Below are 25959 nucleotides of genomic sequence, written 5' to 3' on the forward strand. Positions count from 1 at the left end.
AAAGGAACGAACGATGAGTGCAGCAACACACCTTCCCGTGGCGTACAAGTGCGGGCACACCGAGGACCGGGACCTGTCCGACAAGCCTGCGGGCGAGCGAGCTCGTAGCGCACGCTGGTACGGGGAGCACCTGGTGTGCTCCCGCTGCTTCAAGAAGCAGCAGGGCACCGACAGCGGCGACCGGGCAGCTCGCGAAGCGAAGGAGCTCGCGGAGGCCACCGAGGTCGCTGAACGCGACGGACTGCCGCCGGCACTGATCGGCACCGAGAAGCAAGCAGCGTGGGCGCTGCAGGTCCGGCACCGGATGATCCGAAACGCCTACGCGGAGCTCGTCGAAGCCGGCACCCTCGATGACGCCGACTTCCAGGCGACCGTGCTCGAGCCCGCAGCCCGCATCGACCGGGCCCGGTGGTGGATCGACAACCGCGACCAGCCCGCGACGGACCTGCCCGACCTCCTCGCCGACCCCGGCACCATCGACGCCGGCGCATCGACCGAGAACGTGGCGTAGCGCGATGGTCAACCGATTCGTGCAAGCCACCGGCGAGGCCGTCGCGCCCGTCGACGAGGCGCTGGGCGGAGAACCCGACGCCCTGTTCGGCGTCGACGCCGACGCCCTCTCGTTGCGCGGGCCAGCCATCCCGACCGGGGAACAGGTGCCGATCGCAGCCGACAGCACTCAGCGGCCGTTCGTGGAGATCACGTCGGCGCCAGACCTGGTCGTCGTCGGACTCCACGGGGGCGCCGGCACGTCGACGCTGGTGCGGCTTCTCACCGAAGCCGGCGACGGATCGGTGCTGGACGCCGGGACGCAGTGGCCGGTGTTCGCCGGATGGCAGCGACCGGCCCCGACTATCCCGGTGGTCGCTGTCGCTCGCACCCACTACGCCGGCCTCGATGAGGTCACCCGGCTCGCTGGCCAGTGGACGAGCGAAGCCCTCCCCGGCGGTCAGCTGATCGGCGTCGTCCTCGTCGACGACGCCCCGAAACTCGCCACCGCGCAGCAGACCGCTGCACGGCGTGCGCTGCGCATGACACCCCACGGGTGGCATGTGCCCTGGCAGGAGACGTGGCGGCTTGCCGCACCTGCCCTGCCCTCGCTCCCACGCCGGGTCCGAGACATCATCCGCGACGTCCGCCGCCAGGCGGAGCGCATCACCGAAGGAGCATCCGCATGAACGTCCTGTACACCCTCACCGTCCTCGCCGCGAACTTCGACACCTCCGGGGAACAGCCCCCGGGCGTCGACGGGATCAGCACCGTCATCCGCTGGATCGCATGGGGCGTGGCCGGCGCCTGCGTCATCGGCGTGCTGTTCGGCCTCGGCTACCTCGGCAACCAGCGCCGCCGTGGTGAGACCCCTGAACACCTGCAGGGCATCATCATCTCGATGATCGCCGCCGGATCCACGGCAGCGGTCGGCGGCCTCATCGGCGCCCTGGCTGGGTGACCGGCATGGCTCAGAAGGATGACAACACCGTTCCGGAGACCGCGGGCGGCAACTCCAGCCCGTTCACCCCCTGGTGGTTCATCGCCGCCGGCTTCGTGCTCCTCGTCATCATCGGCCTCGTCGTCGCGCTGTTCCTGCCGCGCCAGACCCGAGAGACAGCGCCGGCAACAACGACGGAGTCGGCGTCCGCCGGCGACAGGGCGCCCTCGAGCGCACCCGTCGCCGGCGGGACCGGCGAACCCCCCAGCGACACGTGCAAGGTGCCGGTGAAGGACACCTCTATTCCGACGGAGGGGCCCAAGGCGGAGTGGGTACCGGACGGGTACGTGCTCGTCCCGACGTCGAAGACGTACGGGCCAGTCGCGAACGGCTCCAAGTGGGGCTGCTTCGCGCACTCGCCGGCCGGCGCGTTGTTCGCTGCGGCGAACTTCATCGATGGTGTCTCCGGTGGGGACTACGCCGCCTTCGCGAAGGAAGCCGCCGTCGACAACACCGCCCGCGATGCGTGGATCGCGGGCGAGGACCCGGACCTGCACACCCAGACGGGCGGCGACGTCGCACAGTTCTCCGGCTTCCAGTTCATCGGCACCGATGAGGACGCCGTGACCGTGCGGATCTCTGCGCAGCAGGGCAGCACAGTCGGAGCGTGGACCGTCGCGCTGGTGTGGGACACCAGCGCGCAGAACTGGAAAGCGGACCTCGGCACGAGCGACCTGACCGTGGCAGAAGTGACCAACCCGCAGGCGTTCACCACGTGGTCAATGGACGACGGGGGAGGCGATCGGTAGTGGCTGACAAGTGCCATTTCTGGCAGGTCGGCTGCAAGCTGCAGAACGCGGCCGATGACCAGATCACCCAGTGGGTGAAGAGCCTCGCGGAAGCGGGCCTCGACTTCCTCAAGGTGATGAACACGTTCTGGCTCAACGCACCGTCACCGACGGTCCAGGACAACACCGTCATCGACACCTTGCAGAACAACCTCCACTGGTTCACAGCTGGTTTCGCCGTCATCGGGCTCCTCTTCGCGCTCGGGAGGATCGGCTTCACGAGGCAGATCCGCTCCGGCGGCCGCGGGCTGAAGATGGTCGTGCACCTGGTCCTTGTGCAGGGTGTCTCCGCGGCACTTGTGACGACGCTGATCAAGGCGAGCGATGACTTCTCACCGTGGATCGTCAACAAAGTCACGGGGCAGGATCTCGACCTGTCCCAAGTGCTGTCGGTGCAGCTGATCATGCAGCCTGGGATCGGGCCGGGCATGATGATGGCGCTGTTCGGCTTCGTCGGCGCGATCGCCAACCTCATGTTGATGATCCTGCGCACGGTGGTCATCTCCCTGATCTTCGTGTTCCTGCCCTCGCTGGCAGCTGCATCCGAGAGCGAAATGGGCGACCAGGCATATCGGAAAGTGCAGGGGTGGCTGTGGGCGTTCCTGCTCTACAAGCCGGTCGCCGCCGTCATCTACGCATTCGGGTTGCTCTCACTGCAGGGTGAGCCGGTCAAGGACCTCAGCACGGCCGGTTCTGCGCTGATGACGACGACACAAGGAGTCACGACGCTCGCGCTGGCGGGTCTTGCACTCCCAGCGATCATCAAAGCGATCGTTCCGATGGCGGCCCAGGGTGTGTCCGGGATGTTCTCCGGCGGCGCGATCCTCGCGGGCGCTGCGGCGACCGGCGCCGCGATCGTGACCCTTGGTGGCTCTGCCGCGGCCGGCGGCGCGGCCGCGGCAGGGGGCGCCGCATCTGGTGCCGCTGGCGCGGCCGGTTCCGCGGGCTCTGCGGGCTCCGCTGCGGCCGCCGGGGCGACCCCTTCACCCGCTGCAGCTGCTGGTTCCGCGGGTTCTTCGAGTGGTGGCGGTGCAGCCGCTGGAAGCAGCTCTGCCGCATCGGCAGGTTCCGGCAGCCAGCCGGCCGCCGGCACCGGCGGCGGCTCCCAGCCGGCGCAAGGCGGGACCGCTGGCGGAGGCCAGGGGGCATCGACGTCGAACGGCTCCGCCGGTGTCGCCGGCCCCTCCGGCTCGGCTGGGAAAGACGGTTCGCCGAGTGGCGGCGGTCCGGATTTGGCCTCGATCGCAAAGGGAGCGAACGGGGCGGCAGGCGCAGTGAACGGCGCCGTGGAAGGAGAAGACCAATGAGCGACCAGAGCTACCAGGCGCCGACGTACGGCAACATCACCCCGCCCGGAAAGCAGGGGTTCTGGGGTCTGTCGTTGGGCGTTCTCGGCATCGCCGGGTTCCTGCTGTTCATGGTGATGATCGCGACGATCGTCACCCAGTACATCGCCGCCGGCGTCCTCGCCCTGCTCGCGATCGCCGTGGTGATTGCGTCGGTGTTCAAGGACAAGAGCGACCGCACGATCTACCAGAGAGGCGTCATCCGCATGTTCTTCCGCAGCCGCGAACGCCGCGGCGACACCGTCCTCGTCCAGGGCCCTGCGGGTCGGGCGCCCGATGGCCGTACCCGGCTGCCCGGGCTACTCGCGCCGAGCGAGCTCAGCGAGCACGTCGACAGCTACGGTCATCGGTTCGGCCTCATCCGGCTCCGAGGAGTGAAGCACTACACCGTGGTGCTCGAGGTGTTCCCCGACGGCGACGCCCTCGTCGACGCAGAACGGGTGGACTCGATGGTGGCCCACTGGGGTGCGTGGCTGGCGGCGCTCGGCGAGAGCGGCGACATCGTCGGTGCGTCCGTCAGCGTCGAGACCTCCGAGGAGACCGGCCAGCGCCTCGAGCGGATGGTGAACGGCAAACTCGATGAGACCGCATCCGACTACGCCCGCGACATCGCAAAGTCGTTGCCGGAGGAAATCCGCGCGAACACCCCGATGGTGTCGACGCGCATCGCGATCACCTTCAGCGGCCGTGGCTTCGACAAGGAGGGTTCCGACCAGGGCCTGCAGGCGATGGCGGCGGAGATCAGTGCTCGTCTTCCGATCCTGATGGTCGACCTGGGTTCGACCGGCGCCGGTAGCGGCGTTCGTGCCTGCACCGCGCAGGACATCGTCGATCACGCTCGAGCCGCGTACGACCCGATCGTGGCGCCGGCGATTGAACAGGCACGCGCAGACGGCGGTACCGGCCTGACGTGGGCGGATGCCGGGCCGGTGTTCCAGCGGGAACACATCGACCGGTACTACCACGACCGTGCCGTGTCGAAGACGTGGGAGATGCACGTGCCCCCGACGGGCACGTTCCGCTCGAGCTCGCTCGGCGCGGTCCTCCGCCCCGTCTCGGGCGTCCTCCGCAAGCGGGTGACGCTGCTGTACCGGCCGGTGTGGGACAAGGACGCCGTCGACGCCGTCGGCAAGGAAGGCAGCAACGCGGAGATGGTCAACAGCGCCAAGTCCACCGCGGCGCAGCGGCGCCGGCTCCGTGCCGCCCGGCAGAGCGAGGAGGAGCTGCAGGACGGCGCCGGCCTGCTCCTGTTCGGGCTGCTCGTGACTGCGACCACCATCAACACTGCCGAGTTCGCCCGGCTCGACAAGGTCATCCCGGGGCTGACCTCCCGTGCCGGCCGGCTGCGGATGCGAGAGGCGCTGGGTAACCAGGCCGTCGCATTCCAGGCAGGTCTCCCACTGGGCGTCGTACCGATGGCCCACGCCCCGCTCGGCCAGTTCATTCAGGAGTGGATCTAATGCCCACACGTACCGCGCTCGGCCTCCGAGCGACAGAACAGGACCTGCAGGACGGAATGCAGCTGACGCGCCGCGAGGCACGCCGGCTGGACCGGCAGGTGCGCCGCATGTCAGCAAGCGTCACCGGTGTCGCCTCCGAGAAGCGATCGCTGCGCGACCGGTTCATCGGTGAGGCCAAGGACCAACAATCCACGTCCGCCACCCCCGGCCCGAAGGGTTGGATCGTGCCGGGCGCCGGCCGGGTGAACCACATCGAACCGCAGCCGGAAGGGTTCGGCACGAGCGTGCACGTCTGCGGACTGTGGCCGTTCGCGCTCGGTGCGGGTGCGCCGATTGTCGGTGTCCCGCTCGGGCGGCACCTACTCAACAACTCCACAGTGTGCGCGGATCCGATCTCGTGGTTCCTCACCAAGCGGATCAACAACCCGTCCTGCTTCATCATCGGTCGCCCCCACCTGGGCAAGAGCGCCCTGACGAAGCGGATCATCACGGTGCTGCGCGCATGGGGTGTGCTGCCGATGGTGCTCTCCGACACCAAGGGCGAGTACTCCGGCCTCATCAAGGAGCTCGCCGGCCAGGTGATCCGGCTCGGCCGCGGCCAGTCCGCCGTCAACCCGCTCGACTTCGTCGACATCATGGCCGAGCTCCGGCAGATCGGCGAAGGCATCGAAGACCCTGCAGCCCGTGCGCAGGCGATCAAGCGTCGTGACGAGGCGCTCGAGGAGATGCGTGGCCGTCGGATGACGACGTTCATGGGGCTGCTCTCGATCGCCCGGAACGGTCGACTGGAGAACCATGAGTCGAACGTCATCGCCGCAGCGCTCGCGATGCTCGATGACCGTTTCACTGAGACGGCGCCGCTGATCGAGGACGTTGCCGCGCTCATCCGGTCGCGGCCAGAGCGCCTGTCCGAGATCGTGCAGGACCGCGGTGTCGAGGAACGGTACCGGGACCGCACGGAAGCACTCCTCGACACCCTCGGCACCCTCACGGGCACCGGCACGTTCGGAGGCATGTTCGCTCGCCCCACCACCGAGCGGGTGGAGATGGGGCAGGCGTTCTCGTTCGACCTGTCTGCGATCCCCGAGTCTGAAGTGGAGCTCCTGGGCGCGGTGCAGTCCGTGTGCTGGAACTACGGCTCCGCACTGGTGTCCGCGCAGAAGCACCTCTCCGAAGCGGGCCTGCGCCGTTCGCAGCACTACTTCCTCGTCATGGACGAGCTGTGGTTGGCGCTGCGGGCCTCGAACGCGATCGTCTACTACCTCGACTCCCTCACTCGGCTGAACCGTCAGCGGGGCATCGGGCAGGCGATGATCACCCACACGATGGACGATCTGCGGCTCTCCACCGACGAGCTGACGAAGATCGCGTGGGGGTTCGTCAGCCGGTCCGCGATGGTGTTCCTCGGTGGGTTGTCCGAAGGGGAGATGGGCAACCTCGCCACCGTGTTCAGCATGACCAAGCGGGAACGGGGCATGATCACCGACTGGTCCGGCGAGGGCTCGGACACCGGCCCCGACGGGGTCACCGCGGAACCGCCCGGCCGTGGGAAGTTCCTACTGAAGATCGGCAAGAGGCCCGGAACCCCGTTCAAGCTGCACCTCACCGCCCGGGAGATGGGCACGAACGACACCAACGGCAGCTGGAGAGACGACCACGAGGCCGGCTACGACACGGTGGGAGCGGCAGCATGAGCGTCAGCACGCGGCAACCGAACCGGCGCCCGCAGCCGGGCAACGAGATGGGGCCGACCATCGGGCTTGCCTGCGCCGCCGGCGGGACGGTCGGTCTCGGGCTGATCGCGTGGGCGGGATCGCTGGTGAACCCGTCGGTTCAGGCGATGCCGAACCACGGACCGTCGCAGGTGCTGACCGGGTACCTCGGCGGGGATCTCGACGTGACGGTGCCGCAGGTGCTCGTGACCGGGATCCTTCTTGGCGCCGGCGCCGGCATCGTCGGCTACAGCGTGTGGATGTTCCGCGGGTTCACCAAGCAGGGCACCCGGATCGACGGAAAGGCACAGTACATGGCGGGCCGGGACGAGGCGATCGAGTTCTACGAGGCGGCCGCGACCGTCGACAGTGAACGACTCCGCGCGACCGGCGCCGGGATCGGCGTCACGCTCGGCACGCACGTGAACACGAAGGAGAAGCTGTACGCGTCGTGGGAGTGGGTGCAGATCTGGCTCATGGGACCGCGAGCGGGAAAGACGAGCTGCGTGTGTGTTCCGCAGATCCTCGAAACCCGCGGGCCCGTGATCGCGACGAGCAACAAGCGGGACATCGTCGACATCACCCGCGGACCTCGGTCCGAGACCGGCGTGGTGTGGGTGCACGACGTGCAGGACATCATCGGCGAAGCGCCCTCGTGGTGGTGGAACCCGCTCACGTTCGTGCGGGACATCCAGACCGCGGAGAAGCTGGCGGACATCTTCATCACCTCGTCGACGTCGGCCGGTGCGAAGCAGGACGCCTACTTCGAGTCCGCCGGCAAGGAGACGCTGTCCCGGCTGCTGCTCGCTGCTGCTCTCGATGAGCGGCCGATCACGGACGTGTTCAAGTGGGCGAACAACCCCGACGACGAGGACGATCCCGCGCTGCTCCTGATCGAGCACGGGGAAGCCCACCTCGGGGAAGCACTCGGGAGCACGCAGGGGCTCACACCGAAGCAACGCGACGGCGTCTACGGCACCCTGCGCCCGTGGATCGGCGTGCTCGGGATGCGCAGCGTGGCCCGGTGGATCACCGACAACGGCACCGACCGGCCACACCTCAACACCGAAGCATTCGTGACGTCGACCGACACCATCTACCTGATCTCGAAGGAGGGCGGCGGGTCCGCTCGAGCGATCACCGGCGCACTGACGATGGCGCTGCTCGAGGCGGCCGAGCGAGTGGGCTCCCGGCAGGTCGGTGGACGCTTGACCACACCGCTGATGGCGGTCCTCGACGAGGTCGCGAACGTCTGCCGGTGGCGCGAGCTCCCCGACGTGTACTCGCACTACGGCTCCCGCGGCATCATCATGTCCGCGTTCTTCCAGTCCCGCCAGCAGGGCGTCGAGGCATTCGGGGAGACCGGGATGGGCAAACTCTGGTCAGCCGCGAACGTGCGCGTCGTGGGCTCTGGTCTGTCGGAGGACTTCCTGGAGTTCGTGTCGACGTCGATCGGTGACTACGACGTGGTCTCCACGTCCCGCAGCACCCAGATCGGCGGGACGTCGACAACCAGGTCCCTCCATCGCGAGCGGATCCTCGACAAGGCCGACCTGACCGCGATGCCCAAGGGCCGCGCGGTCATGCTCGCGTCGCAGACACCGCCGGTGTTGCTGCAGCTCGACCACATCTCGCAGCGGCCCTACGCAGCCGACGCGAAGGCATCCCAGGACTACTACGAAGCCCGCGCTGCCAAGCAGGGCAAGCCCGTCCGTCGGAACGCCGGCGCGAGCGTCACGAGCAGGAAGTAGGTGCACTCATGGAGGGATTCGACGAGAACGAGCCCGAAGCAGCCGACGCGACGCCGAGCCTGGCGATCGAGCCGGTGTACGAGAACGTGTACGAGTTCGTCGACGGGTTCGTGCGACCGATGTTCCGCCGGAACCCGAAGCAGTACCTGTGGGCGGAGAACTGGTTCGACTACCCGGAAGTGCTCGACCGGTTCGAAGCCATGTGGCGGGCATGGGAGTGGGACCGTCTCCCGGACCAAGCAGGAATGACGGCGATGGCCGCGTTCTGGAAGGACACATTCGATCCACTCATGGACGTCATCACCGGCGAGGACGGTCCCTTCTGGCGACTCGCAGCCGATAAATACAAGAGCTCACAGGCCGACGTACCCGAGATGTTCCCAGCGCAGCGCCCTGACGACGAGTAACCGCGACCATCGACACTCGTCGTCAGGACACTCGCGACGCAGGAGCCCGAGCCTCGATACTCAGAGGTTGGATGGCGTTCCGGTGCTGACGCCGACGCTGCGAAGTTCATTCGACAGACGATCGGACACTCAGGCCGCCGGGATTTCTAGAGGTTCTTTACCTGAAGATACATTAAGCCCATCGCGGTACTACCCGTCCTCATCAGGGGTTTCCTGTCTACCCCCAAACGTGTAGGGGAAGAACGTGTCCCGAATCCTCATATGCTCCAGAAGCTGAGAGCAATTGGTGCGGTCACTTTGGAACTGGGGGGTTCGTGCGCATATTTCTGCACGCTCCGCGTGTGAGGAGGCGCAGCCTTGCTGCTGCCACGCTCGGCGCGCTCGCACTTGTTGGATCATTACTCGTCGCCACGCCGGCGCAGGCGATCAACGACACCGGTACCGGCGGCGTGTTCGTACCCGCGTCCGGCCGTGTCCTAGACACCAAGGTCGGTACCGGCGGGTTTGGCACGCCGATGGAGGCCGGTAAGTACCGGACGATCAAGATCGCCGGCGTCGCCGGGATCCCCGACGACGGCACCGTGGGCGCCGTGTCGCTCAACGCGACCGTCAGCAGCACTCCGTCTGCCGGCACGCTGTTCGGCCGTCCGGACGCTGACACGTCGCGCACGACGATGCTGATCTACAACGCCAACGCTGGCGAGTACGTCTCCAACACCGCCATCGTCGCCGTGAGCGCGGACGGGACCATCCAGGTGTCGACCGAGACAGCCGCGCGCCTGATCCTCGACGTGCAGGGCTACTACACCGCCAACACCGACGGCACCGCCGCCGGCGGCCAAGGGGAAACTTTCAAAGACTGCGAAGTTGGAATTCTGGGGAGGAGTACTTGGGGGCGACCCGACGTACTACCCTAACGAAAAGGTAGATGCCCCCGGAAACGGCCCCTTCTATGGCAAGCTCAGTTCTTGGCACTACTCCGTGAATAAGCTTACCGCTAAAAACAATAAGGGGAAGAGGGTGCAGCAGGTGCGATCCTGGTGTTATAAAGACGATATTTTCTGCCAGGGGCCCGGGGTCTCCCTAGACGTGCATAACTCCTATCAGAATGCCGCCACAGCAAAAAAGATGGAGAAATGGTTGAGGCAATTCGGATGAAGTCACGTGATTCTCGGAGAATACAAGAAGGGCGATTTTCCCGCGCGGACTCATTTGTTATTTGGATTCTCTTCGCGGTGGGAGTAGTTGGAGTGCTCTTCTCCGCCGGATACGTGTTCAATGAGAATCTCTACGCCTACGGGCTCTGCTGGGCCGGTCCGCGCACAGGTTGCGGCGACGGGCCCTGGTTCAGCAGCATGGGGCTGTCCTTCTTTGGCGGCATTGCCGTGGTTGCCGTTGGCGCAGTTTTGGGTCTTCGTCGCCATCGGAGAGGCCTTATCGGCCTTTGGTTCCCTCTCGCCGCGATCGGCGCGGTGGCTGCTTTGACAGGATTGTCACTCGTCATTCTCAGAGTCACGACTCCGTTGTAGCCGCATGGCGGCGGGTGACTGAGTCATTCGCGCCCGGGTCGGACCGGGGGCCGGTCGTCTCGTCTTTTCGTAGACCATGTGCGCGCCGCGCGGCGGCTCCACCTAGGTTTCGTATTACCTGGCGCACTTCAACGATTCTTCGGGACCGCAGACCATGCATCGAAAAAGCGTCCGCATCTCGACATAGTCCACACAAATGCGATCGCAAGCGGATCCAAGCCGGGAGGGAGTCGACCAAGCCCGAGCGCCGGGCAGGGCACAACCTGGGGCGCGGGCGGGCGGCCGCATCCTCGAGGTGGCGTTTCTGCAGCCATCGAAGGCACGCGTGCGCACCGCGGGGCCATAAGCACGAAGGCCGCGGGCTGCACGTCACTCATCTAGCCGAAGGCACTCCAGTGAATCTGACATAAGATACATTATCGGCTTGAGTAGACGCTCGTCATGTTACTCATCACGCTCGCGGCGAACGTGGGCCAGCGGCTGCGCCTCGACCGGCACACTGATATCCCGGTACGAGTGAGCGCACCACAGACGGGGAAGGACCACCGAATGACCGACGTGTCGAACCAAGCAGAGCCGGACGACAGCGAGAACGAGTCAGAAGCCGAGAGCGCGTCAGCGGCGGGAGCTGAAGCCCTCGATGCTGTGCAGGAGAGCACAGCTGCGCTGACGGCAGCGGTAACTGCAGCGACGGTCCCGAACCTGCAGCAGGTGTCGATCACACAGACGATGCGGTCCATCCAGTCCGCGATTACTGCCGTACAGCCCTACGCAGCGCAGGCAGCGGCGTGGCGCGAGCAGATGGTCCAGCAGCTCGCACCGACGTTGCAGATCATCCGGGATGCCGCACCCGCGGCGCAGGCCATCGCGCAGATGAACCGTTCGGCTGCGCAGGCGATCGCTCCTGCGTTCCAGAGCGTACGGCAGTTCGACCTGAACTACGGCGCGGAGCTGCAGCGCACGATCCGGCTCATGCAACCGGCCATTACCGCGTACGCGGTGCAGCAGCAGACTCTTCGGCAGCTCCGGTTTGACAGCATCGTGGCGCCCTCGCTCGATGTCGCGGTTGCCGGGTACCAGGGCCGGAGTGCGACACGCCTCGACGGTCTCGGCACCATGTACGCACCGGTCGCGAAGTCACCGAGCCTGCTGCAGGCGACCGAGAACCTCGCGGACGCATTGGTAACAACAGGCCCATTGGGCGTGGACTACGCCCGTGTCCGGGCAGCTGCTGATGACTTCAAGGCCGCATATGACGCCGCCCCCGAGCCGGTTCGCCGCGAACTCGAGGCGAGCCTCCCGGCGGCGCAGGACCAGTTAGGTGTCTCGGATGACCTGGTCGATCAGACCCTCAGCTTCGCTGGCTTGCGCAGCTACCTCGAGCTGTGGGCCGGCGCCGCGCGGACGCCGTTGGCGGTCGGCGTGGGAGTCGCCGCCGGCGCCGGCTGGATGCTGACGAGCCTCGGTTCGCTGGGCGAGGGGATCCTCGTCGGCGTCGACACGTTCCGCTCCGTCCGGACATACCTCAGCCGCTTCGACCGCGACGACGAACCCGAGTAGCGGGATGCCGTCGCCGGGGGTGGGAGCGGTGCCGGGCGGTGCGTTAGCTCGCGGAGATCAGCCAAGGGTTCCGCTGCGGCACATCGTCCCCCTGGACAGGCGTGTCCGCACCTTCCTATGCGGCGATTGCCGCGGATCTCTTCGGCGTACAGGCCGCCATCCACGGCATCGTCTTGACGAGGGGGCTTACCTAGGGACGGACGCGACTGCGGCGCACGGCACGTCGATTCCGGACGATTCGGCGCAGATCCTGTACCTGGGCCAAGAAAGTCGGTGGGTCAGTCCCCGCAAGTCGGCGCGCGGCCCGGAAGCGCTGATGACGGTACCCGAGGACCGTCCCAGAGAACGCCAGCACGACTCCGCTGATGAGGAAGACGATGGAGAGGGTCACGCTCTGCTCTTCTCCCGGGTACAGCAGGGGAAGGTATCCGCCGAAGACGGTCACGAACAAGCCCTCCACGAACAGCATCGTGCGGACGAACGATCCCCAGATCGACTCCCGCTGACGCATTGCGTACACGGCAGCATTTTGTCGCACCACGCCGATGAGCTCCCGACGAACCGTTGTGAGGCCCTCTCCCACGTTGAGCGCCTTCGGTTCGCCATCGAGTTCATCAACCGCGTCTAGCTGGCGGAGTAGCTGCACGGCATCGTCAGCGCGCTGCGCCGGGCGACGCTCGCTGTTCGCGCGCGCTGCCCCGACGGCAGTCAGGATCGACAGAATCAGAGTGGCGATCCCGAGCACAATCGTCGCCACACCCCCGACATCGGTCATGACTCCGCACCTTCGTAAGGAATTTGTTTAGTACCGCCCACAACCACCGGAAGCCGACGGAAGTCTCCGGCCGGGAAACTTCGATGGCGGGGCGGCGCTGTCGAGGGTTTCTCGTCAGCGGACCCGGGCGGCTTCGCGCTGGCGGTTGCGTGGCGTTGCCGCCGTCCTCTGCGGCTTCACCTGGCCGGTGCCCGCGGCCGACGCCAGCGACTCCCGGACGGTCATCGGGTAGCTGGCATCCACCGTCGCGCGCGCCTGCTGCGTGGCCGTGAGCGACCCCGTGACGCCCGAAGTTGCCATCGCAGCGCTGGCAGGCGTGTCCGGCGCCGCAGGCGCTCCACCGGGCGCCTGCGCGGCGGTGGATGCGGCTGACTGGTCGGTAGGGATCGCCGCGGTCGCCGTGGCGTCCGCACCTGCCTGCAGCGCGTTCGCGTCCTGTGACTCGACGTCCGCCGACGTGAGCGCCTGCTCGCTGCCGTCAACGAGATCCGCGTGCTTCTCCGGACTGGCGACGACGGCTGCTTCCGAGGCGAGGTCATCGGCGGTGCCGGCGTCTGCGTCGGCAGACTGCTTCCGCGCTGCAACGGCATCGTCGACCGCGTCGATCAGCGCCCGCCGCCGTCCGCTTGCGTCGCCGGCGTGAGTCGTGCGGAGCTCGTCCAGGTCAATCCCGTAGCGGCGCTCGAGGTTGCCGCGGATGGTGTCGTACATGTTCTGCCCGTGCGGGGCGTCCGGGCCGGCAGCGACGATGACGTCGACGGTGTTGGCAACACGCTCACCGTTCGCGGCTGCCCAGAAGTCGGGGCTGCGCACGGCCTCGTGCAGCTCGCCCATTCGCTGCTGCAGGAGGCGCCGCTGCTCGTCGTACTGCGTACGGGTCGCTGCGTCCCGTTCGGCCTGCTTCCGCGACGCGTGCTCGCGAAGTTGTCCGAGGGCCATCGAGGCCGCTCGGATCACTCGATCGACTTCCTGACCGATCTCCTCTTCCGACATAACTACTCACCCTTCCCCTGCTGTTCGGTGTTACTGGTCTTAGCGACCCTGGCCACGATCGGTGCCTCGGCCGCGACGCGGTGCACGCGTCTGCGACTGCGGCTGAACCGGCGCCGGCCCCTGCCGGACCGCGTCGTTCCAGCCCATCGACTGCGCCCACCGCTCCCATGCGGCGTTCGCTTCCGTCGTGGACGCGGCAAGGCGCTGCGCCTCGACGAGGGCTGCACGCTCGCGGCGTGCGACGGCGACAGCACCCGCGGTGCGGGATGCCTGTCGGAACACTGCCGTCCACCCGGTTCTCGAGCTCGTCGACGTCGCCCGGTTCGCGAGCCTGGCGGAGTAGGCGGCGTCACCGCGCTGCACCCTCGGCTGCCCGCGACGGCCCCGCCGCGGCGGCTGCGCCTCCTGCGCCAACTCGTTCGACGTCTCCGCCAGCGGCCCGTGCACGGCGCGCTCCGTCAGCATCGACAGACGCGCGTAGAACGCTGACGCTTCCGCCGGCGACATCGACGCAGCCTGCGGTGCTCCCGAGAAGTCCGGCAGCACCGTCTCGCCGTACTTCTCGTTCAGCTGCCGGATCTCGTCCGACGTGGGCCGCTTACCGAGCGACGACGGCATGTCTTCGAGCTGCTTCTCGACGCGTCCGCGCCGTTTCCAGAACACCACGGCGTCCCCTTCCGTTCGAGGGTCAGACTGCCACTGTTCGCGCAGTTGCCCCAGACCCAGATTCCGGTCGAGCTTCGACCCGGCGAACCAGATCGGCGCCTGCCGAACGCCGTCGATGACTTCGGGGACGATCGCTGCCGAGTAGCCCACGACACGGTCGCGGTTGTCCTTATCGAACCGCGGACGCACCAGCACGCGGTGCTGGCGGCACTGGTCGATGAAAGACACCTCGTCGGTCGCGACCGCCAGCGAGGAACGCAGCCGACGGCGCAGCTCGTCACGCTGCGTGACGCGGTCACCGTCGCGACGTGCGCGCTCAAGCTCTGCAGGCGTCACACCCCGCAGCGTGGACTTGTCCTGCTCACGGGAGGCAAGCACCGTCAGGCCGTACTTGTGCTCCAGCTCGTTCGTGAGTCGCTGCGCACGACGGAAGTCATCGTGCACGCGAGCCTTCTCACCATCCTCACGCACCAGCGTCACCGCGATGTGGATGTGATCGTTCCCGCCGGCGGACTCGCCATGCCGGATCGCAACCCACCGGCACGAACCGGCACCGTCGGGATCGGTGAAGCCCATCCCGTCGACGAAGTCGCGCGCGATGTCACCCCACTTCGCATCTGACAGTGGACCCTCGCCGGCCTTGATCGACAGCGACGCGTGCCACACGTGTGCGTCTCGTTCGCCGACCTTCACCTTCTTGCCGGCGGCGGCGTCCCACTCCTTCACCGGTACCGTCACCCGCGTCCCGTAGATGCGACGCGGCATGTCCAGCTGGTTCGCGATGTCGAGCGCGTCGTCCATCGTGAGCTCGCCAGCCGGCGCATCGTGCACGATCGCGTCGTGGCCAGCCACGACGTGCGGGTTGGTGTGCGCGTTGGAGTGGTGATGCGCCTCCCGCGTCGACTGCCCCACCAGGTACGCCAGCAGCCCGGACGCACGATCACCGCGGGTGATGTTCGGCATCATCGGGCGTACTCCTCAACAAGGATCCGGTCGATCCGATCGCACAACGTCCGGATCGCACGCAGCGTGTGCGGCAGCTCGCCCGCGATGCCCTCACCGGCGTTGGCCAGGCGCGCGATCTGATTGAGGTTGTTCGAGTTCGCCGACAGCAGCCGCCGGATGGTCAACAAGTCAGCGACGCGATCGCGGCGCTCGGTCGACGACGTGCCCGACGGCTCGGCCAACGCACTCTCCAGCAGCAACCGCGGAATCGTGATCCCGCCGGCAGCATGCGCCCGACCGACCAGCGCCGCCTCTTCCTCCGCGTTCACCATCACCTTGTGCGGGATGTTCCGCGGACCAGCACTGGTGTTCGCTCGCCGGCGCCTGGAACGCGCCCGAGCCGAAGGCACTGCCTCTGCCATCAACGCCCTCCAGCCCAGTGCAACGAACCCGCCCCAAGCGGGGACCGGTAGGCCCAGCCTGCCGCATCTGCCTCCGGAACGGAAGCAGATCAAGCCACTTACGGAACGTAAATGTATAGCTTGCTCCGCACCAGCACGGCGCCTAGCGCCTTCACGTGCGCAGCACGGCCGGGTTTCAGCAGGGACGGCACGAGCATCGCGAGTCCGATGTTCGGCGCACGTCGAAAGTGTGTGACCTTGCGCGCGTGAGCCCGTCTTTCACTGGATGCATGGCAACCAGATACAACCTCGACGAAATCACCCGCCGCGCTGAAGAAGCGCACCAGCAGCGCCTCGCAGCGCTCCGCGACACCGTCACCGCAGCCGACGCAGTGGCCGACGCCGAAGCGCAGCTCGCGCAGCTCCGCTCAGACCTCGACACCGCCGTCGCTCTCGCCGTCGACGCGGGATGGAACGAAGCCGAGCTCGCCAGCTTCGGACTGCCGACGGCGTCGCCGAAGCCGGCGAAGAAGCGCACCAGCACCACCCGGCGACGCAACTCCAGCGGCAGCGCGGCAACCACCCCGGCGCGCGAGATCCCTCGAGCAGAAGCCGCGGACACATCCGATCCAGAAGCAGACCAGGCCGCCGCGTAGCGGTCGGACCACAGACGAAGGAGGAGCACCATGTCGGACCCGCAACCCCGCACCGGATTCCTTGCCCGGTTCCGTCGACAGAACCGCACACCCATCACCACGCCCGCGCAGGACGACCGGGCGGCCGAACAGGCGTCCTCGCTCGCCGACCTCGCACGCTCAAGCGTGGACCTCGGCCGGAGCGCCACCGAACGCACCCGCGACGACCTCGCCGCAGGCAGGACATCGGAGGATCAGGTCACCGCGGCCGCGGTCGAGCGCGCAGCCGCGCTCGACGACGCGATGCACAACCTGACCGTGAAGAACGCATCACCGACAACGACCGTCCGGGTCGCAGCTGAGGCGTACGGCGAATGGCAGCGCACCTCGCCCGCGGTTGCAGAACGGGCGGTGAACCTGTTCACCGCAGCACACGAAGATGCCGGCGTCGCAGCCGCGGCGCCCCTCGGCGAGATCGCCGCGGCAGCCGACACCGACCGGTTCCACGACCAGGCCGTCCGCGGCGTCGAGTTCGGGCTGCGCAACTCAGCAGCAACGCAAGACGACCTCGCTTCCGGAGTCGTCGAGACGGCCGACCTCGACGGGTATGCCGATGGCGTGCGGGACCACGTCAACGACGCAATCGACCACCTCGAACACGACCCCGGCAGCGCCGCAAGCGCCGTCGAGCTCGCAGCGAACGCGTACGCCGAGTTCGGCTCCGCGACCAACGCGGAAGCCCTCTACGCGACCCGCTCGGTGGAACGCTCCGGAGAGGTTCGCAGAAGACGCCGGCGCACCCGGTGGCCACGTCACCGCGTGGGAGTGGCTGTGACGCCCGAGCGGTACGGGAGACTGCAGCCGTGACCGTGAATCCGACCGTGATCATGAGGTGCGACCACCCCGGGTGCACCGCGACGCTCGTGCCGGCCTACGACGGCGAAGACATCGAAGGGCTCCGACTCATCGCCCGTGAGCAGTCCTGGTTACCCGCGAACAGCGCTGAGGGCCGGCGACGTGGATTCGTTGACCTCTGCCCCGCCCACAGCAGCTCCACGGCGCTGTGGAATGAGACGGGCACCCGTTAGACGTCGTCTGGTTCGTCCCAGTGCAGGAGTCGGGTCGCGGCGCCCTGGTAACGGCCCTTGTTCGCATGGATGGCGCAGTCGTGGTTGTCGTGGTCATATGCAGCCCGGTAGTACCGGTCGGCGTCGAAGTCCGCAGCGTTATACGCGTTCCACGCGGCGTCGACCTCGGCTTGCCGAGACTCGTACCCCCACCGTTGCCCCTGACGGAAGATTGCCCACTCCCTCGCGGTGAACTCCCCCATCGGGATCTCCGCGTTGCCTCGGTCCGCTGGCGGCGCTGCGAGCTCGTCGAGGTTCGCCGGCGCTGAGAACGCATCGACAAGTGGCTCACCGCTGCGTGCAGGAGTCCCTGCGTCGCGTGCGAACTGGAATCGCCGTTGGCCCGTCATGGTCTGTCTTCCGTGGGAGTGCTCGTCGTAATCTCCTCGAACACCCTCCAACCCGCCCTCATCGCAGCAGCGCCACGACGTCGTCAACCCGCGATTGCCCGGTGCTCATAAGAACGCCTGCACCAGCACCGCGAACGGTGGGAGGAACACCACGGCGGCCACGACGAACAAGACTGTTGCCGTGGCAGGGACCGGGGCGCGTAGTGCACGCCCTTCCTCGTCCGCTCGGCGGGCGAGGAGCGCGGCGACACCGCCGAGCACAAGCAGCACCGAGGCGACGAGGAACACCCAGACGGGCACCTCGAACCCAGCTCCTCCCACAGTCGACGTGAAGCTCGCTGCTGTGGTCATCGGTCCAGTGTCCCCGATCACGCGCGGGCGCCGGCGTACTGGGGGAACATGCGGTCCATCGTCGCTTCGTGGCGGGCGGCGCGGTCGTCTTCGCCGCGGGTCCGGGAGATCTCCGCGAACGTGGGGCGGTCCGGCTCGGCGGGGGCGGGTCGGCGGCACATCTCGGCGTAGTACCGGTCTGCGTCGTGCTCGGCCTGCTCGAGGCGGGACCGCAGCTCGAGGACCTCGGCCATGAGCGCCGGGGCGGCCATCTGGAACCCGACCATGTAGCCGGCCTCCCACACCTGCCGCTGCTCGTCGCTGAGTTCCCACTCGTGGACGTGCTCGGTTGGGTCCGCGGTGGCGGCGTCGATGGCGCGGAACGCGGCCACAGTGTCGCCGGCGTAGAGCTCGTCGACGGCGTCGCGGGTGGGCTGCTGCACGGCGTCGGGGCGGACGGTGGTCGGACGCTCGAGGGTCATCGTCATCACGCGGCCGCGCTCGAGGCGAGTTCGCCGATCTTGTCGGGGCGGAACCCGCTCCACGAGCCGGTCTCCGTGTCGGTAACGACGATCGGCGCGTTCATGCCGAGGGTGGTCTTCCACTCCTCGATCTGCGCCTGGTCGACGTCGTCGAGGACCACCTCGGTGTACTCGATGCCGGCGGAGTCGAGGGCACGCTCGGTGGCCATGCACATGCCGCAGAAACCAGACTTGGTGTAAACCGTGACGCTCATCGAAATCACCTTCCAGAAGATTGTGATGCGGTGGGGGCCCTCCCCCGTTGCATGCTTCTATCCTATAACGCGCGGCCCTAAATAGGTACCCTTTTCCGCACATTCTTTGACCCTTTTCTGCAGGTCGGCACACCTGTTGACAACCTATGCACCTGCATTGTTTGGCACCAGAGCATGACGTTTACGAACGTACGGCTGGGGCATCCATAACAACGGCAGGGCTGAGAATCCCCAGGAGCATTAACGCCGTGCTGCTATTACCGTCACCCGATAGCAATAGCAGGTCGCGCATTCCTAAACGGTGTCGTCCCGGCGCTTTTCACCATGTCGGAGACAGCCGCCGCCGTCCGCGGCTCAGCCCGTGACGGGGTGCTGGGTGCTCGTCGCGGTGGTGGCCACGGTGACGTCGTCGTGGTCGCACTCCCAGAACACGGAGCGGATCTCGTCGGCGATCGCGTCGGGCAGCTGCTCGTTCGTCCATGCCGTCGACGGGAACGAGACGGTGACGGTGACCGTGGTCATGGGTTCGGTGGAGGACGGGCCGTGCCCGGCCCCGCCCCACTCGTACTGCCAGGCGAACGCGACTGCGCCGGTGGGTCCGCCGCCGTGGACGTCGAATGCGGCGCGGTGTTCGTCGTCGGTGTGGTTCGGGCGGCGGGTGCAGTGCCATTCGAGGCCGCCGACGTCGTACGTCGTCGCTGCGCACTCGGCGCCGGTCGGGTCGAGGTCCGCGGCGGGTGCTTCCGGGTCGATCTGCTCGCCGATGGTGGCGGGGCGTTCGTAGGTGATGTGCATGCGGGGCGTTCCTCTCTAGGCTTCGTGGCCGGGTGCCCGCTTGGTCGGCGGTTGCACCCTGTGGGTAAGGGGGCCGCGTCGCCGTCGCTATCGGCGGCGCGGCCCGTCCGGCTACTGGCGGGCCGGGGTGGGGGTGAGATCGACGCGTTCGAGAACGAACCGGACCGTTTCCCAGGCCGACAGGTTCGGGTACGGCCAGGCGCGGCCGCCGGCGTTGAACTCCGCCGCCTGACCGTCGGTGAGGTCACGGTGGCGATCGTTGAGGGCGCCGTGCTCGTCGCAGAGGACCAGGTGCCGCATGTTGCTGTCCTCGCGGATCACGCGCTGTGCAGCCAGGTGGCCCGTGGCGGTGTAGTTGCGGGTGATGATGATGCCGTCACAGGAGTAGCGGACCTCGGTCGGCAGCTCGTCGGCGGATCCCGCAACCAGGGTCGAGCCGTTGTCGTCGTAGCTGTCGGTCTGGCCGTTGAACGAACGGCCCTCGAACCGGCCCGTGATGGCCTGCACCTGCTGATGGGTGGGGCCGTCGTCGTAGGAGACGTTGATCCACGCGGACGCCGTGCCGGTCGCGCAGCGGACGGAGAACTTCACGCCCGGGAACCGGCTGCGGAGCTCCTTGCGGAGCAGCGCGGCGACGTCCTTGGTCGAGATGATGGTGCTGGTCATGGGGTGCCCTTCGGTGGGTGCGATCGGTGATGATGGGTAAAGCGGGAGGGGGCGATTACGGTTCGTCCCCTCCCGCGTCTGGTCACTCGTCGGTGCGGACGAAGGTGTCGACGAAGGTCGTGAACTGCAGCCCCGGGATCGTTGCCGAGCTGATGAGCACGTAACCCATCCGCGTGCGGCCCTTTATGTCGTCTTCCCGCTCGCCGAGCTTCCGCAACTGCCGCTGCTTCTCGTCCTCCCCGACGACCGGGACGAACGTGGTGAGCGTGTCGATGTGCTGCATTTGTTCTTCCTCTCCCTCTCGTTTTTTTGCCGTGATGGCGGTTTCACCGCCAAGCGACCGGAGGGCGTCGTGCAACCCGAAGGGCGGAGGGGGAGAGAATCTCGGCGCGAAATAAGGGAGCGCAGCGACCGCGTGCCGAGAATCTCGGAGGAGCCGGCCGCGCAGCGGCTTGCGGGACGTCTGGAGGTTGCTACGAGGGAGCTTTAGCGACCGAGAATGCCGCAGGCATCACGGCGAAAAAACAGGGCCGAAGGCCCCACAGCGCCGGCGGAGCCGGTTCCACCCGGAGTGAAGCGACTCCCGGCCTCCGGCCGGAAGCTCTGGACGCACCTGGCTCCGGCGGGTCCGGTAGGGCGTGGCCGGATGCTGCTGGCAGCATCCGGGGCATGAGATCTCGCCGCGGCGCCCGGAAGGGCCGGCCCAGGAACCAGGGCAACCCGATCGACGTCCTGCTCGAGCAGAACGACACCACTCCCCCGGCCTCCGAGCCCGCCGACGTCGACGCCGGCGTTGTTCGGACGATCGAGGTGCTGCACTCGTTCTGGGTGCAGCCCGCGGACCTGGTGGCCTGCGACGTCGACGGGTGCACCGATCCGGCGGAACCGGAAGCATGGGAACCGGTCGACCTCGACACGGGCGACGAGCTGCCGGGCCGGTTCTGCGACGAGCATCAGCTCGCCTGGATCACCCGCCCGCGTGCGATGACGTCAACCACGGGGGATCTCGTCTCCCCCTGAGCGCTCTTGATCGCGGCGCCGCTCTGCGGCGCCGCCGCGCTGCGAGCTCCGTCGAGCAGCGCCGGGGTCGGGGAGGGGGCGGAGCCCCTTGCCGCGGCGGCGCAGCCGTCGCACGGCCCACGGACTCCAGGACGGTCCGATGGGACATGTTCGGGCCGTGGTGGGACACGAACCGGTGCCGGGTGGGCGTGGGGGCCGCTGGTTGCGGCCCCCACGCCGGTTCACCTACTCGGCAGCCGCATCCTGGTCGGTCGGCTCGGGCTGGATGCCTGCGGCGATCTTCTCGACCTGGCTGAGCGGGTAGCCCCACGCGGCCAACTGGCCCAGGTAGCCGCGGGAGTCGGCATCCGGGGTGCGCCACCACTCACGGTTCGCCGTGTTCTCGAACCCGGCGAACACCACCGCGAGGGCCATGTGCAGTCCCTTCGTGGGGTGCTGCTCGACCCACTGGGAGAGCGTGTCGCCGTCCCACCCGCTCGACTCGATGCCGAGCAGACCGCGGGCGCTCACCACGCCGGAGGCGTACCGGGTGTTGGCGTGGCGCGTGAGCGCGACAGCCAGGAACCGGGCGGCGTCCTTCGGCGCGTTCTTCCGCTGCAACAGGCCCGCGATCCACTCGCGGCGCACGTCGTCGGCCGCGTCCCAAGCCTTGTTGTTGGCAACCAGGAGCCGACGTGCGGCCTTGCGTTCCTCGGCCTCGGCTTCGGCGTCCGCGTCGGACGTCGGCTCAGCCGGGGCCGACGTCGGGACGCCGATGCGCCCGACGCGGAGCGTGTGGGCGTTCGGTGTCGCGCACACGGGAACGGCGACGACCTCGCCGTACTGTCGCACCTCGTACGCCGCGCCGGGGCACTCGGCGTGCTCGTCCTCGGTGATCGGGGTTCGGTCGTCGTAGGCGATCACGTCGTCACTGGCGTTGGTGAACCGGGACAGCGGCGCGTAGTCGTCGTCATCGGTCACAACCCGCTTGCCCGCTGCGGTCAGTTCCGCGGTGAGCGCGTCCACCGCGGCGGCACGCTCCCGGTCACGGCGGAGGCGCGCAGCAACGTGGGCCAGTTCGTCATCGTCGTAGCCTTCTGCAATCCACTCCGTCAGTTCGGTGACCGCTTCGTCGTCGCCGTCGAACTCGGCCAGCAGCAGCGCCTGGGTGAACGTCGCCTGCCCGGACGCGACGGCCGTGGCCGCCACGTCCGACTTCGCGACGGTCAGGGTCTGCTTCACGGCGTCACGCTTCGTGCCTGTCTCGCGGGCGATCGCGGTGACCGACAGGCCCTCGATTTCCAACTGGCGGTACGCCGCCAGGCGGTCGCCGTCCGTCAGGGCGGTGCGGCGCTCGTTGGCGACCAACTGCTCCGCGATCCGCGCGGCCTTGCTGTCCCCTCGGGCCGTGACGAACACCGGGACGGTGGTCCCGGCCTCGCGGGCGGCGAGGACGCGCATCTGGCCGTCACGGACCACCACGGCCCCGTCGGTGTTCCGGTAGCCGATGGTCGGCAGCAGCACCCCGTGACGCTTCACGGAGGCCAGGAACGCGGGGTCGAGGTCGGCCGCGGTGCGGACGTTGTCCTCGATCACCACGTCGGCCACGGGAACCTCCACCAGGGCCACCCCGGCCGCGGCCGGTGCAGCCTCGATGGTCGGTGCGTCAGGCTGGGGCTGGTCGGTCAAGTGGGTGACGGTGATGTTCTCGGTCATAGTCATTTCGTTTGCTACGCTTTCCGGTAGTGACCGGGTGCGGGTCCTGGCAATTACGAGTTGTCAGGAATTCCGCACCCGGTCTGTTTTGTGTGGGTGGGACTGCTGGGTGGTACTACTGGCGGAACACTGCGGTCAGCGCTTCCGCCCGGGTGAGCGCCGCGCGCGCCTTCTGGAAGGCGCGCATGACGGCGGTGTACTGATCCGGCGACAGCGACCGGGTAGCCCCGGCTTCGTCGTAGGTCAGGAACAGGACCGTCCCGTACAGCGGAGCCGCCGCCCGGGAACGCCCGAGAGCAACCGCCGCCACGGTGGCGAGGTCGTTGCGCTCTCCCGCGTACTTGCCCTCGTCATCGATCCACGCATCGATCCGGCCGTCGAGGCGGACCACGTCCACCAGGCGGCACCCGATCTGCTCCCGCGTGCCCTGCAGAGTGGACTGCGCCGCGTTCACGACGACGCCTTCAACCGCACCATCTGCGGTCGCTCGAATACCCATCAACTTCATTTCCTTCTTCCTCTCCCTTTCGTTGTTTGCCCGGGAAGGCACGTAGTGCCGATAGGACGAGGAGCCGGGGTGCAAGCCCAAAGCGGCGACGCTCCGAGAAGTTTCGACCGGCGCCGTCCATTGACGAAGGAGATGAGCACGACGGCGCCGGTCGAAAGTTCTCGCGTGCGGCGGTGGCGACGGCTTGCGGCCCGGAACCTCGTCCGTACAATCGCCGAAGGCTTCCCGGGCAAACAACGAACCCCCTTGGGTTCGACTAGCACTGGCCGGCTTGCCGGCTCCCTTCAGACAAGATCAGCCCGCCGAAGGCGGCCCGCTCAGACCAGAACAGGCCGCCGCCGGCGGTCCGCTGAGATCCTGCGTGCTCGAGGAACTCGCCGGCGCGCAGAGGCCGGCAACGTGAAGCGGCCCCGGCCTGTTGGGGGGAACAGACCGGGGCCGGCTGCAGCTCGAGCGAATTGGGGGGGCTGCTCGAGCTGCGGGCGCCCGAAGCCACTGGGGGGAATGGTCCGGGCGCAGACCTTCACGGTACGCGTGACCGCCGACACCAACAACTCGGCCGGCTATGACGTCGCTGAGATCTCCGTGCGGTGCTTCACAGCGGCCCGCCACACCCATGCCGCGGTCGCGGCCTGGCCACTCCCCCACTCGACCAGGACGGCCTCACTGGTCGCGGCGATTGCCTTCGCTTCCACGCGGCGATCGACACCGCGGTAGGTGCGGATCCACGCGTGCACGGGCGCCGGCGGCCTGACGTCGCCCACGGGGCCGCCACGGGCGTCTGCGGGCAGCGACACGGCTTCCTCGGGCACCCAGCGGCCACGCCGACGTTGGGCCATCAGGGGCACCCCTGCGGTTTCAGAGCACGCTTCTTGATCCGGTCGATGGGCAGCCACACGTGGTGCACGAAGCCCATGTGCACGAGCTGCACGTAGACGACGTCGCCGTCCGCCTGCTCAACGAAGCCGGGGCACGTCTGTAGGCCAGACCGGGTGAACTCGACCCGCACCCACACCGCCGGGTAGCCGGACACTCGATCCGGCGCCGGCGGGGCGGCGATGCCGAGCGGCTGGTCCTCGGGCGGATCGGGGTGGCTCGGTGGCGCCCACCGGTGTTCGGGCATGCCACCGATGATGACCGCGGCCGCCGACACCGCAGGTGTCGGATCGCGCTGCGAGGATGGATCCATGACCACCGTCCGCGGCACCATCAGCTCCACGAACACCATCACCGCTGACGGGCACGCAGACGACCAGAGCACCGCCCGGGCCCGCGCCGTCGACGGCCTAGAGCTCAGCGGGTACGACGTCGTGCAGACGAACACGCTGAGCTCGACCGCGGCCGGGAACATCACCGTCCGCGCCGTTGCCCGGTCGACCGAGATCCGACCGCACGAAGCATCCGGGCCGAACTACGACGCCGCCCTGGCGGCGTACCTGCAGTCGGTCCCCGACGGGTGGATCAGCCTCGGCATCACCGTCGACGCCTGACGCCGGCGGTCACTGCCGGCGACGCTCATCCTGCACCAGTCCGATCAGCGCGAGGGTGCGCTGCAGCGCAGCCTCGGACTCCCCAAAGTCGGCCGCGGAACTGTTGAGGAGGTTCAGCTGCTTGATCGCACGCCGGCGTGCAGCCGCGAGCTCGTCGACGGTGAGCCACTGCAACGCCTCGAGCTCATCTGTCACGCCGCGGAGCGTACCCGTGCCTCAGCTGCCCTCTTCACCAGCCGGCCACCTCGAGCAAACCAGTCGACGTCGACCACCTGACCATGACCCGTCCGATGGCCTGCGCAGCGCAGCGGAGACAGGGCGCCGCGCGTAGCGCGTACCCGCGTGCCCTCTGCCGGTCCCCCGAACTACGGTGGCCGCATGGACACCGACTACGCAGCGCCCCGCGATGGACTGCGGATCCTCGTCGAGACCGCCAGTGAGTACGAAGGCATCCGCGCAGCACGACTCTTCAACCCAGACGATGACGAGCCGTTCGACCCCGGCCACCGATGGGGCAGGATCCTCGCCTACACATGGCCCATCGACCCTGACCTCACCCTATTCTCCGGGGTGTCCTACATGGCCGGCGTGCGCGCAGAGTGTGACCGGTTGCAGCTCCGCCCGCCTGCTTGGAATGACGTCGTCGGCCACTTGGCTATGGCAATCGATTCGAAGCGTTACCCCGAGATCGTCCTCGCCGACGTCGATCGGTTCGTCCGAGGACAGGTGCCGCACCTCTATGGAGCCTGGATCTGACGTTGAGCCGTTCCCGCACAGCGTCTCGG

Annotated in this window: 31 protein-coding genes; 16 read left to right on the forward strand and 15 right to left on the reverse strand. The window is 67.8% G+C overall.

The annotated features are described in order from the left end of the window. Positions 1-13 precede the first annotated feature (13 nt). The 11 genes from I8920_RS15805 (at position 14) to I8920_RS15855 (ending at position 12042) form a co-directional block, all read left to right on the forward strand. Complete coding sequence (locus tag I8920_RS15805) at positions 14-511, forward strand: hypothetical protein (protein ID WP_198658869.1); 498 nt, start codon at positions 14-16, stop codon at positions 509-511. Positions 512-515: 4 nt separating this feature from the next. Then, positions 516-1178 carry a DUF6668 family protein gene (locus tag I8920_RS15810; protein WP_198658870.1) on the forward strand — a complete coding sequence of 221 codons (663 nt, stop codon included), beginning with the start codon at positions 516-518 and terminating at the stop codon, positions 1176-1178. Next, the gene (locus I8920_RS15815; RefSeq protein WP_111055442.1) at positions 1175-1450 is read left to right on the forward strand and encodes a hypothetical protein; all 276 of its coding nucleotides are present in this window, start codon (positions 1175-1177) and stop codon (positions 1448-1450) included. The genes I8920_RS15810 and I8920_RS15815 overlap by 4 nt, the downstream gene beginning before the upstream one ends. Before the next feature lie 5 nt (positions 1451-1455). Next, entirely contained in the window at positions 1456-2238 is a 783-nt protein-coding gene (locus tag I8920_RS15820; RefSeq protein WP_198658871.1) for a hypothetical protein, read from the forward strand. Further along, positions 2238-3584, forward strand: a complete 1347-nt coding sequence (locus I8920_RS15825) for a hypothetical protein (protein WP_198658872.1) — start codon at positions 2238-2240, stop codon at positions 3582-3584. The genes I8920_RS15820 and I8920_RS15825 overlap by 1 nt, the downstream gene beginning before the upstream one ends. Continuing rightward, complete coding sequence (locus I8920_RS15830; RefSeq protein ID WP_198658873.1) at positions 3581-5083, forward strand: SCO6880 family protein; 1503 nt, start codon at positions 3581-3583, stop codon at positions 5081-5083. The genes I8920_RS15825 and I8920_RS15830 overlap by 4 nt, the downstream gene beginning before the upstream one ends. Then, on the forward strand, positions 5083-6777 hold the full coding sequence (locus tag I8920_RS15835; RefSeq protein ID WP_198658874.1) for a hypothetical protein: 1695 nt from the start codon (positions 5083-5085) through the stop codon (positions 6775-6777). Before I8920_RS15830 ends, I8920_RS15835 begins: the two co-directional genes overlap by 1 nt. Then, positions 6774-8546, forward strand: coding sequence for a type IV secretory system conjugative DNA transfer family protein (locus I8920_RS15840; protein WP_198658875.1), 1773 nt, complete (start codon positions 6774-6776; stop codon positions 8544-8546). The genes I8920_RS15835 and I8920_RS15840 overlap by 4 nt, the downstream gene beginning before the upstream one ends. Before the next feature lie 8 nt (positions 8547-8554). After that, the gene (locus I8920_RS15845; protein ID WP_198658876.1) at positions 8555-8953 is read left to right on the forward strand and encodes a DUF4913 domain-containing protein; all 399 of its coding nucleotides are present in this window, start codon (positions 8555-8557) and stop codon (positions 8951-8953) included. Positions 8954-9294: 341 nt separating this feature from the next. Next, positions 9295-9870, forward strand: coding sequence for a hypothetical protein (locus I8920_RS15850; protein ID WP_198658877.1), 576 nt, complete (start codon positions 9295-9297; stop codon positions 9868-9870). A 1053-nt stretch (positions 9871-10923) separates the two neighbouring features. Then, positions 10924-12042 carry a hypothetical protein gene (locus I8920_RS15855; RefSeq protein ID WP_198658878.1) on the forward strand — a complete coding sequence of 373 codons (1119 nt, stop codon included), beginning with the start codon at positions 10924-10926 and terminating at the stop codon, positions 12040-12042. A 190-nt stretch (positions 12043-12232) separates the two neighbouring features. Here I8920_RS15855 and I8920_RS15860 read toward each other — a convergent pair whose 3' ends face one another. The 4 genes from I8920_RS15860 to mobC form a co-directional block, all read right to left on the reverse strand. Further along, positions 12233-12817 carry a hypothetical protein gene (locus tag I8920_RS15860; protein WP_198658879.1) on the reverse strand — a complete coding sequence of 195 codons (585 nt, stop codon included), beginning with the start codon at positions 12815-12817 and terminating at the stop codon, positions 12233-12235. Between the two features lie 114 nt (positions 12818-12931). After that, positions 12932-13810 carry a hypothetical protein gene (locus tag I8920_RS15865; protein WP_198658880.1) on the reverse strand — a complete coding sequence of 293 codons (879 nt, stop codon included), beginning with the start codon at positions 13808-13810 and terminating at the stop codon, positions 12932-12934. A gap of 39 nt (positions 13811-13849) precedes the next feature. Next, positions 13850-15442 carry a relaxase/mobilization nuclease domain-containing protein gene (locus I8920_RS15870; RefSeq protein ID WP_198658881.1) on the reverse strand — a complete coding sequence of 531 codons (1593 nt, stop codon included), beginning with the start codon at positions 15440-15442 and terminating at the stop codon, positions 13850-13852. Beyond that, complete coding sequence (mobC, locus tag I8920_RS15875; RefSeq protein WP_198658882.1) at positions 15439-15750, reverse strand: plasmid mobilization relaxosome protein MobC; 312 nt, start codon at positions 15748-15750, stop codon at positions 15439-15441. The genes I8920_RS15870 and mobC overlap by 4 nt, the downstream gene beginning before the upstream one ends. Before the next feature lie 362 nt (positions 15751-16112). Here mobC and I8920_RS15880 point away from each other — a divergent pair, with 362 nt between their 5' ends. Together I8920_RS15880 and I8920_RS15885 are read left to right on the forward strand one after the other, a co-directional pair. Next, a complete protein-coding gene (locus I8920_RS15880; protein WP_198658883.1) occupies positions 16113-16478 on the forward strand; it encodes a hypothetical protein in 366 nt (121 codons plus the stop codon). A 165-nt stretch (positions 16479-16643) separates the two neighbouring features. Then, positions 16644-17324, forward strand: coding sequence for a hypothetical protein (locus I8920_RS15885; protein ID WP_198658884.1), 681 nt, complete (start codon positions 16644-16646; stop codon positions 17322-17324). A 217-nt stretch (positions 17325-17541) separates the two neighbouring features. Here the strand turns inward: I8920_RS15885 and I8920_RS15890 are convergent, their stop codons facing one another. The 7 genes from I8920_RS15890 to I8920_RS15920 form a co-directional block, all read right to left on the reverse strand. After that, positions 17542-17787: a hypothetical protein gene (locus tag I8920_RS15890; RefSeq protein WP_198658805.1), complete on the reverse strand. Its 246-nt coding sequence runs from the start codon at positions 17785-17787 to the stop codon at positions 17542-17544. 252 nt (positions 17788-18039) lie between these two features. Beyond that, complete coding sequence (locus I8920_RS15895; protein ID WP_198658806.1) at positions 18040-18285, reverse strand: hypothetical protein; 246 nt, start codon at positions 18283-18285, stop codon at positions 18040-18042. Positions 18286-18302: 17 nt separating this feature from the next. Then, positions 18303-18752 (reverse strand): hypothetical protein, encoded by a 450-nt coding sequence (locus I8920_RS15900; RefSeq protein ID WP_198658807.1) that lies wholly within the window; start codon positions 18750-18752, stop codon positions 18303-18305. Further along, complete coding sequence (locus I8920_RS15905; protein WP_198658808.1) at positions 18752-19000, reverse strand: glutaredoxin domain-containing protein; 249 nt, start codon at positions 18998-19000, stop codon at positions 18752-18754. The genes I8920_RS15900 and I8920_RS15905 overlap by 1 nt, the downstream gene beginning before the upstream one ends. 354 nt (positions 19001-19354) lie before the next feature. Further along, positions 19355-19795 carry a hypothetical protein gene (locus I8920_RS15910; protein WP_198658809.1) on the reverse strand — a complete coding sequence of 147 codons (441 nt, stop codon included), beginning with the start codon at positions 19793-19795 and terminating at the stop codon, positions 19355-19357. 111 nt (positions 19796-19906) lie between these two features. Further along, positions 19907-20461, reverse strand: a complete 555-nt coding sequence (locus I8920_RS15915; protein WP_198658810.1) for an LPD29 domain-containing protein — start codon at positions 20459-20461, stop codon at positions 19907-19909. A gap of 82 nt (positions 20462-20543) precedes the next feature. Next, positions 20544-20744 (reverse strand): hypothetical protein, encoded by a 201-nt coding sequence (locus I8920_RS15920; protein ID WP_198658811.1) that lies wholly within the window; start codon positions 20742-20744, stop codon positions 20544-20546. 386 nt (positions 20745-21130) lie between these two features. Between I8920_RS15920 and I8920_RS15925 the strand changes: the two genes are divergently transcribed. Beyond that, positions 21131-21481, forward strand: coding sequence for a hypothetical protein (locus I8920_RS15925; protein WP_198658812.1), 351 nt, complete (start codon positions 21131-21133; stop codon positions 21479-21481). A 225-nt stretch (positions 21482-21706) separates the two neighbouring features. On the opposite strand, the gene I8920_RS15930 is transcribed toward I8920_RS15925, so the two are convergent. From I8920_RS15930 to I8920_RS15940, 3 genes are all read right to left on the reverse strand, one after another. Then, positions 21707-23176 carry a ParB/RepB/Spo0J family partition protein gene (locus I8920_RS15930; RefSeq protein WP_198658813.1) on the reverse strand — a complete coding sequence of 490 codons (1470 nt, stop codon included), beginning with the start codon at positions 23174-23176 and terminating at the stop codon, positions 21707-21709. A 115-nt stretch (positions 23177-23291) separates the two neighbouring features. Then, positions 23292-23684: a DUF3846 domain-containing protein gene (locus I8920_RS15935; RefSeq protein ID WP_198658814.1), complete on the reverse strand. Its 393-nt coding sequence runs from the start codon at positions 23682-23684 to the stop codon at positions 23292-23294. 838 nt (positions 23685-24522) lie between these two features. Then, a complete protein-coding gene (locus I8920_RS15940) occupies positions 24523-24807 on the reverse strand; it encodes a hypothetical protein (RefSeq protein WP_198658815.1) in 285 nt (94 codons plus the stop codon). Between the two features lie 64 nt (positions 24808-24871). Here I8920_RS15940 and I8920_RS15945 point away from each other — a divergent pair, with 64 nt between their 5' ends. Next, positions 24872-25174 carry a hypothetical protein gene (locus I8920_RS15945; protein ID WP_198658816.1) on the forward strand — a complete coding sequence of 101 codons (303 nt, stop codon included), beginning with the start codon at positions 24872-24874 and terminating at the stop codon, positions 25172-25174. Between the two features lie 9 nt (positions 25175-25183). Here I8920_RS15945 and I8920_RS15950 read toward each other — a convergent pair whose 3' ends face one another. Further along, entirely contained in the window at positions 25184-25369 is a 186-nt protein-coding gene (locus tag I8920_RS15950) for a hypothetical protein (RefSeq protein ID WP_198658817.1), read from the reverse strand. A 183-nt stretch (positions 25370-25552) separates the two neighbouring features. On the opposite strand from I8920_RS15950, the gene I8920_RS15955 reads away from it, so the two are divergent. Beyond that, positions 25553-25930: a hypothetical protein gene (locus tag I8920_RS15955; RefSeq protein WP_198658818.1), complete on the forward strand. Its 378-nt coding sequence runs from the start codon at positions 25553-25555 to the stop codon at positions 25928-25930. Positions 25931-25959 lie beyond the last annotated feature (29 nt).

Source organism: Curtobacterium sp. YC1, assembly GCF_016267665.1.
Taxonomy (GTDB): Bacteria; Actinomycetota; Actinomycetes; order Actinomycetales; family Microbacteriaceae; genus Curtobacterium.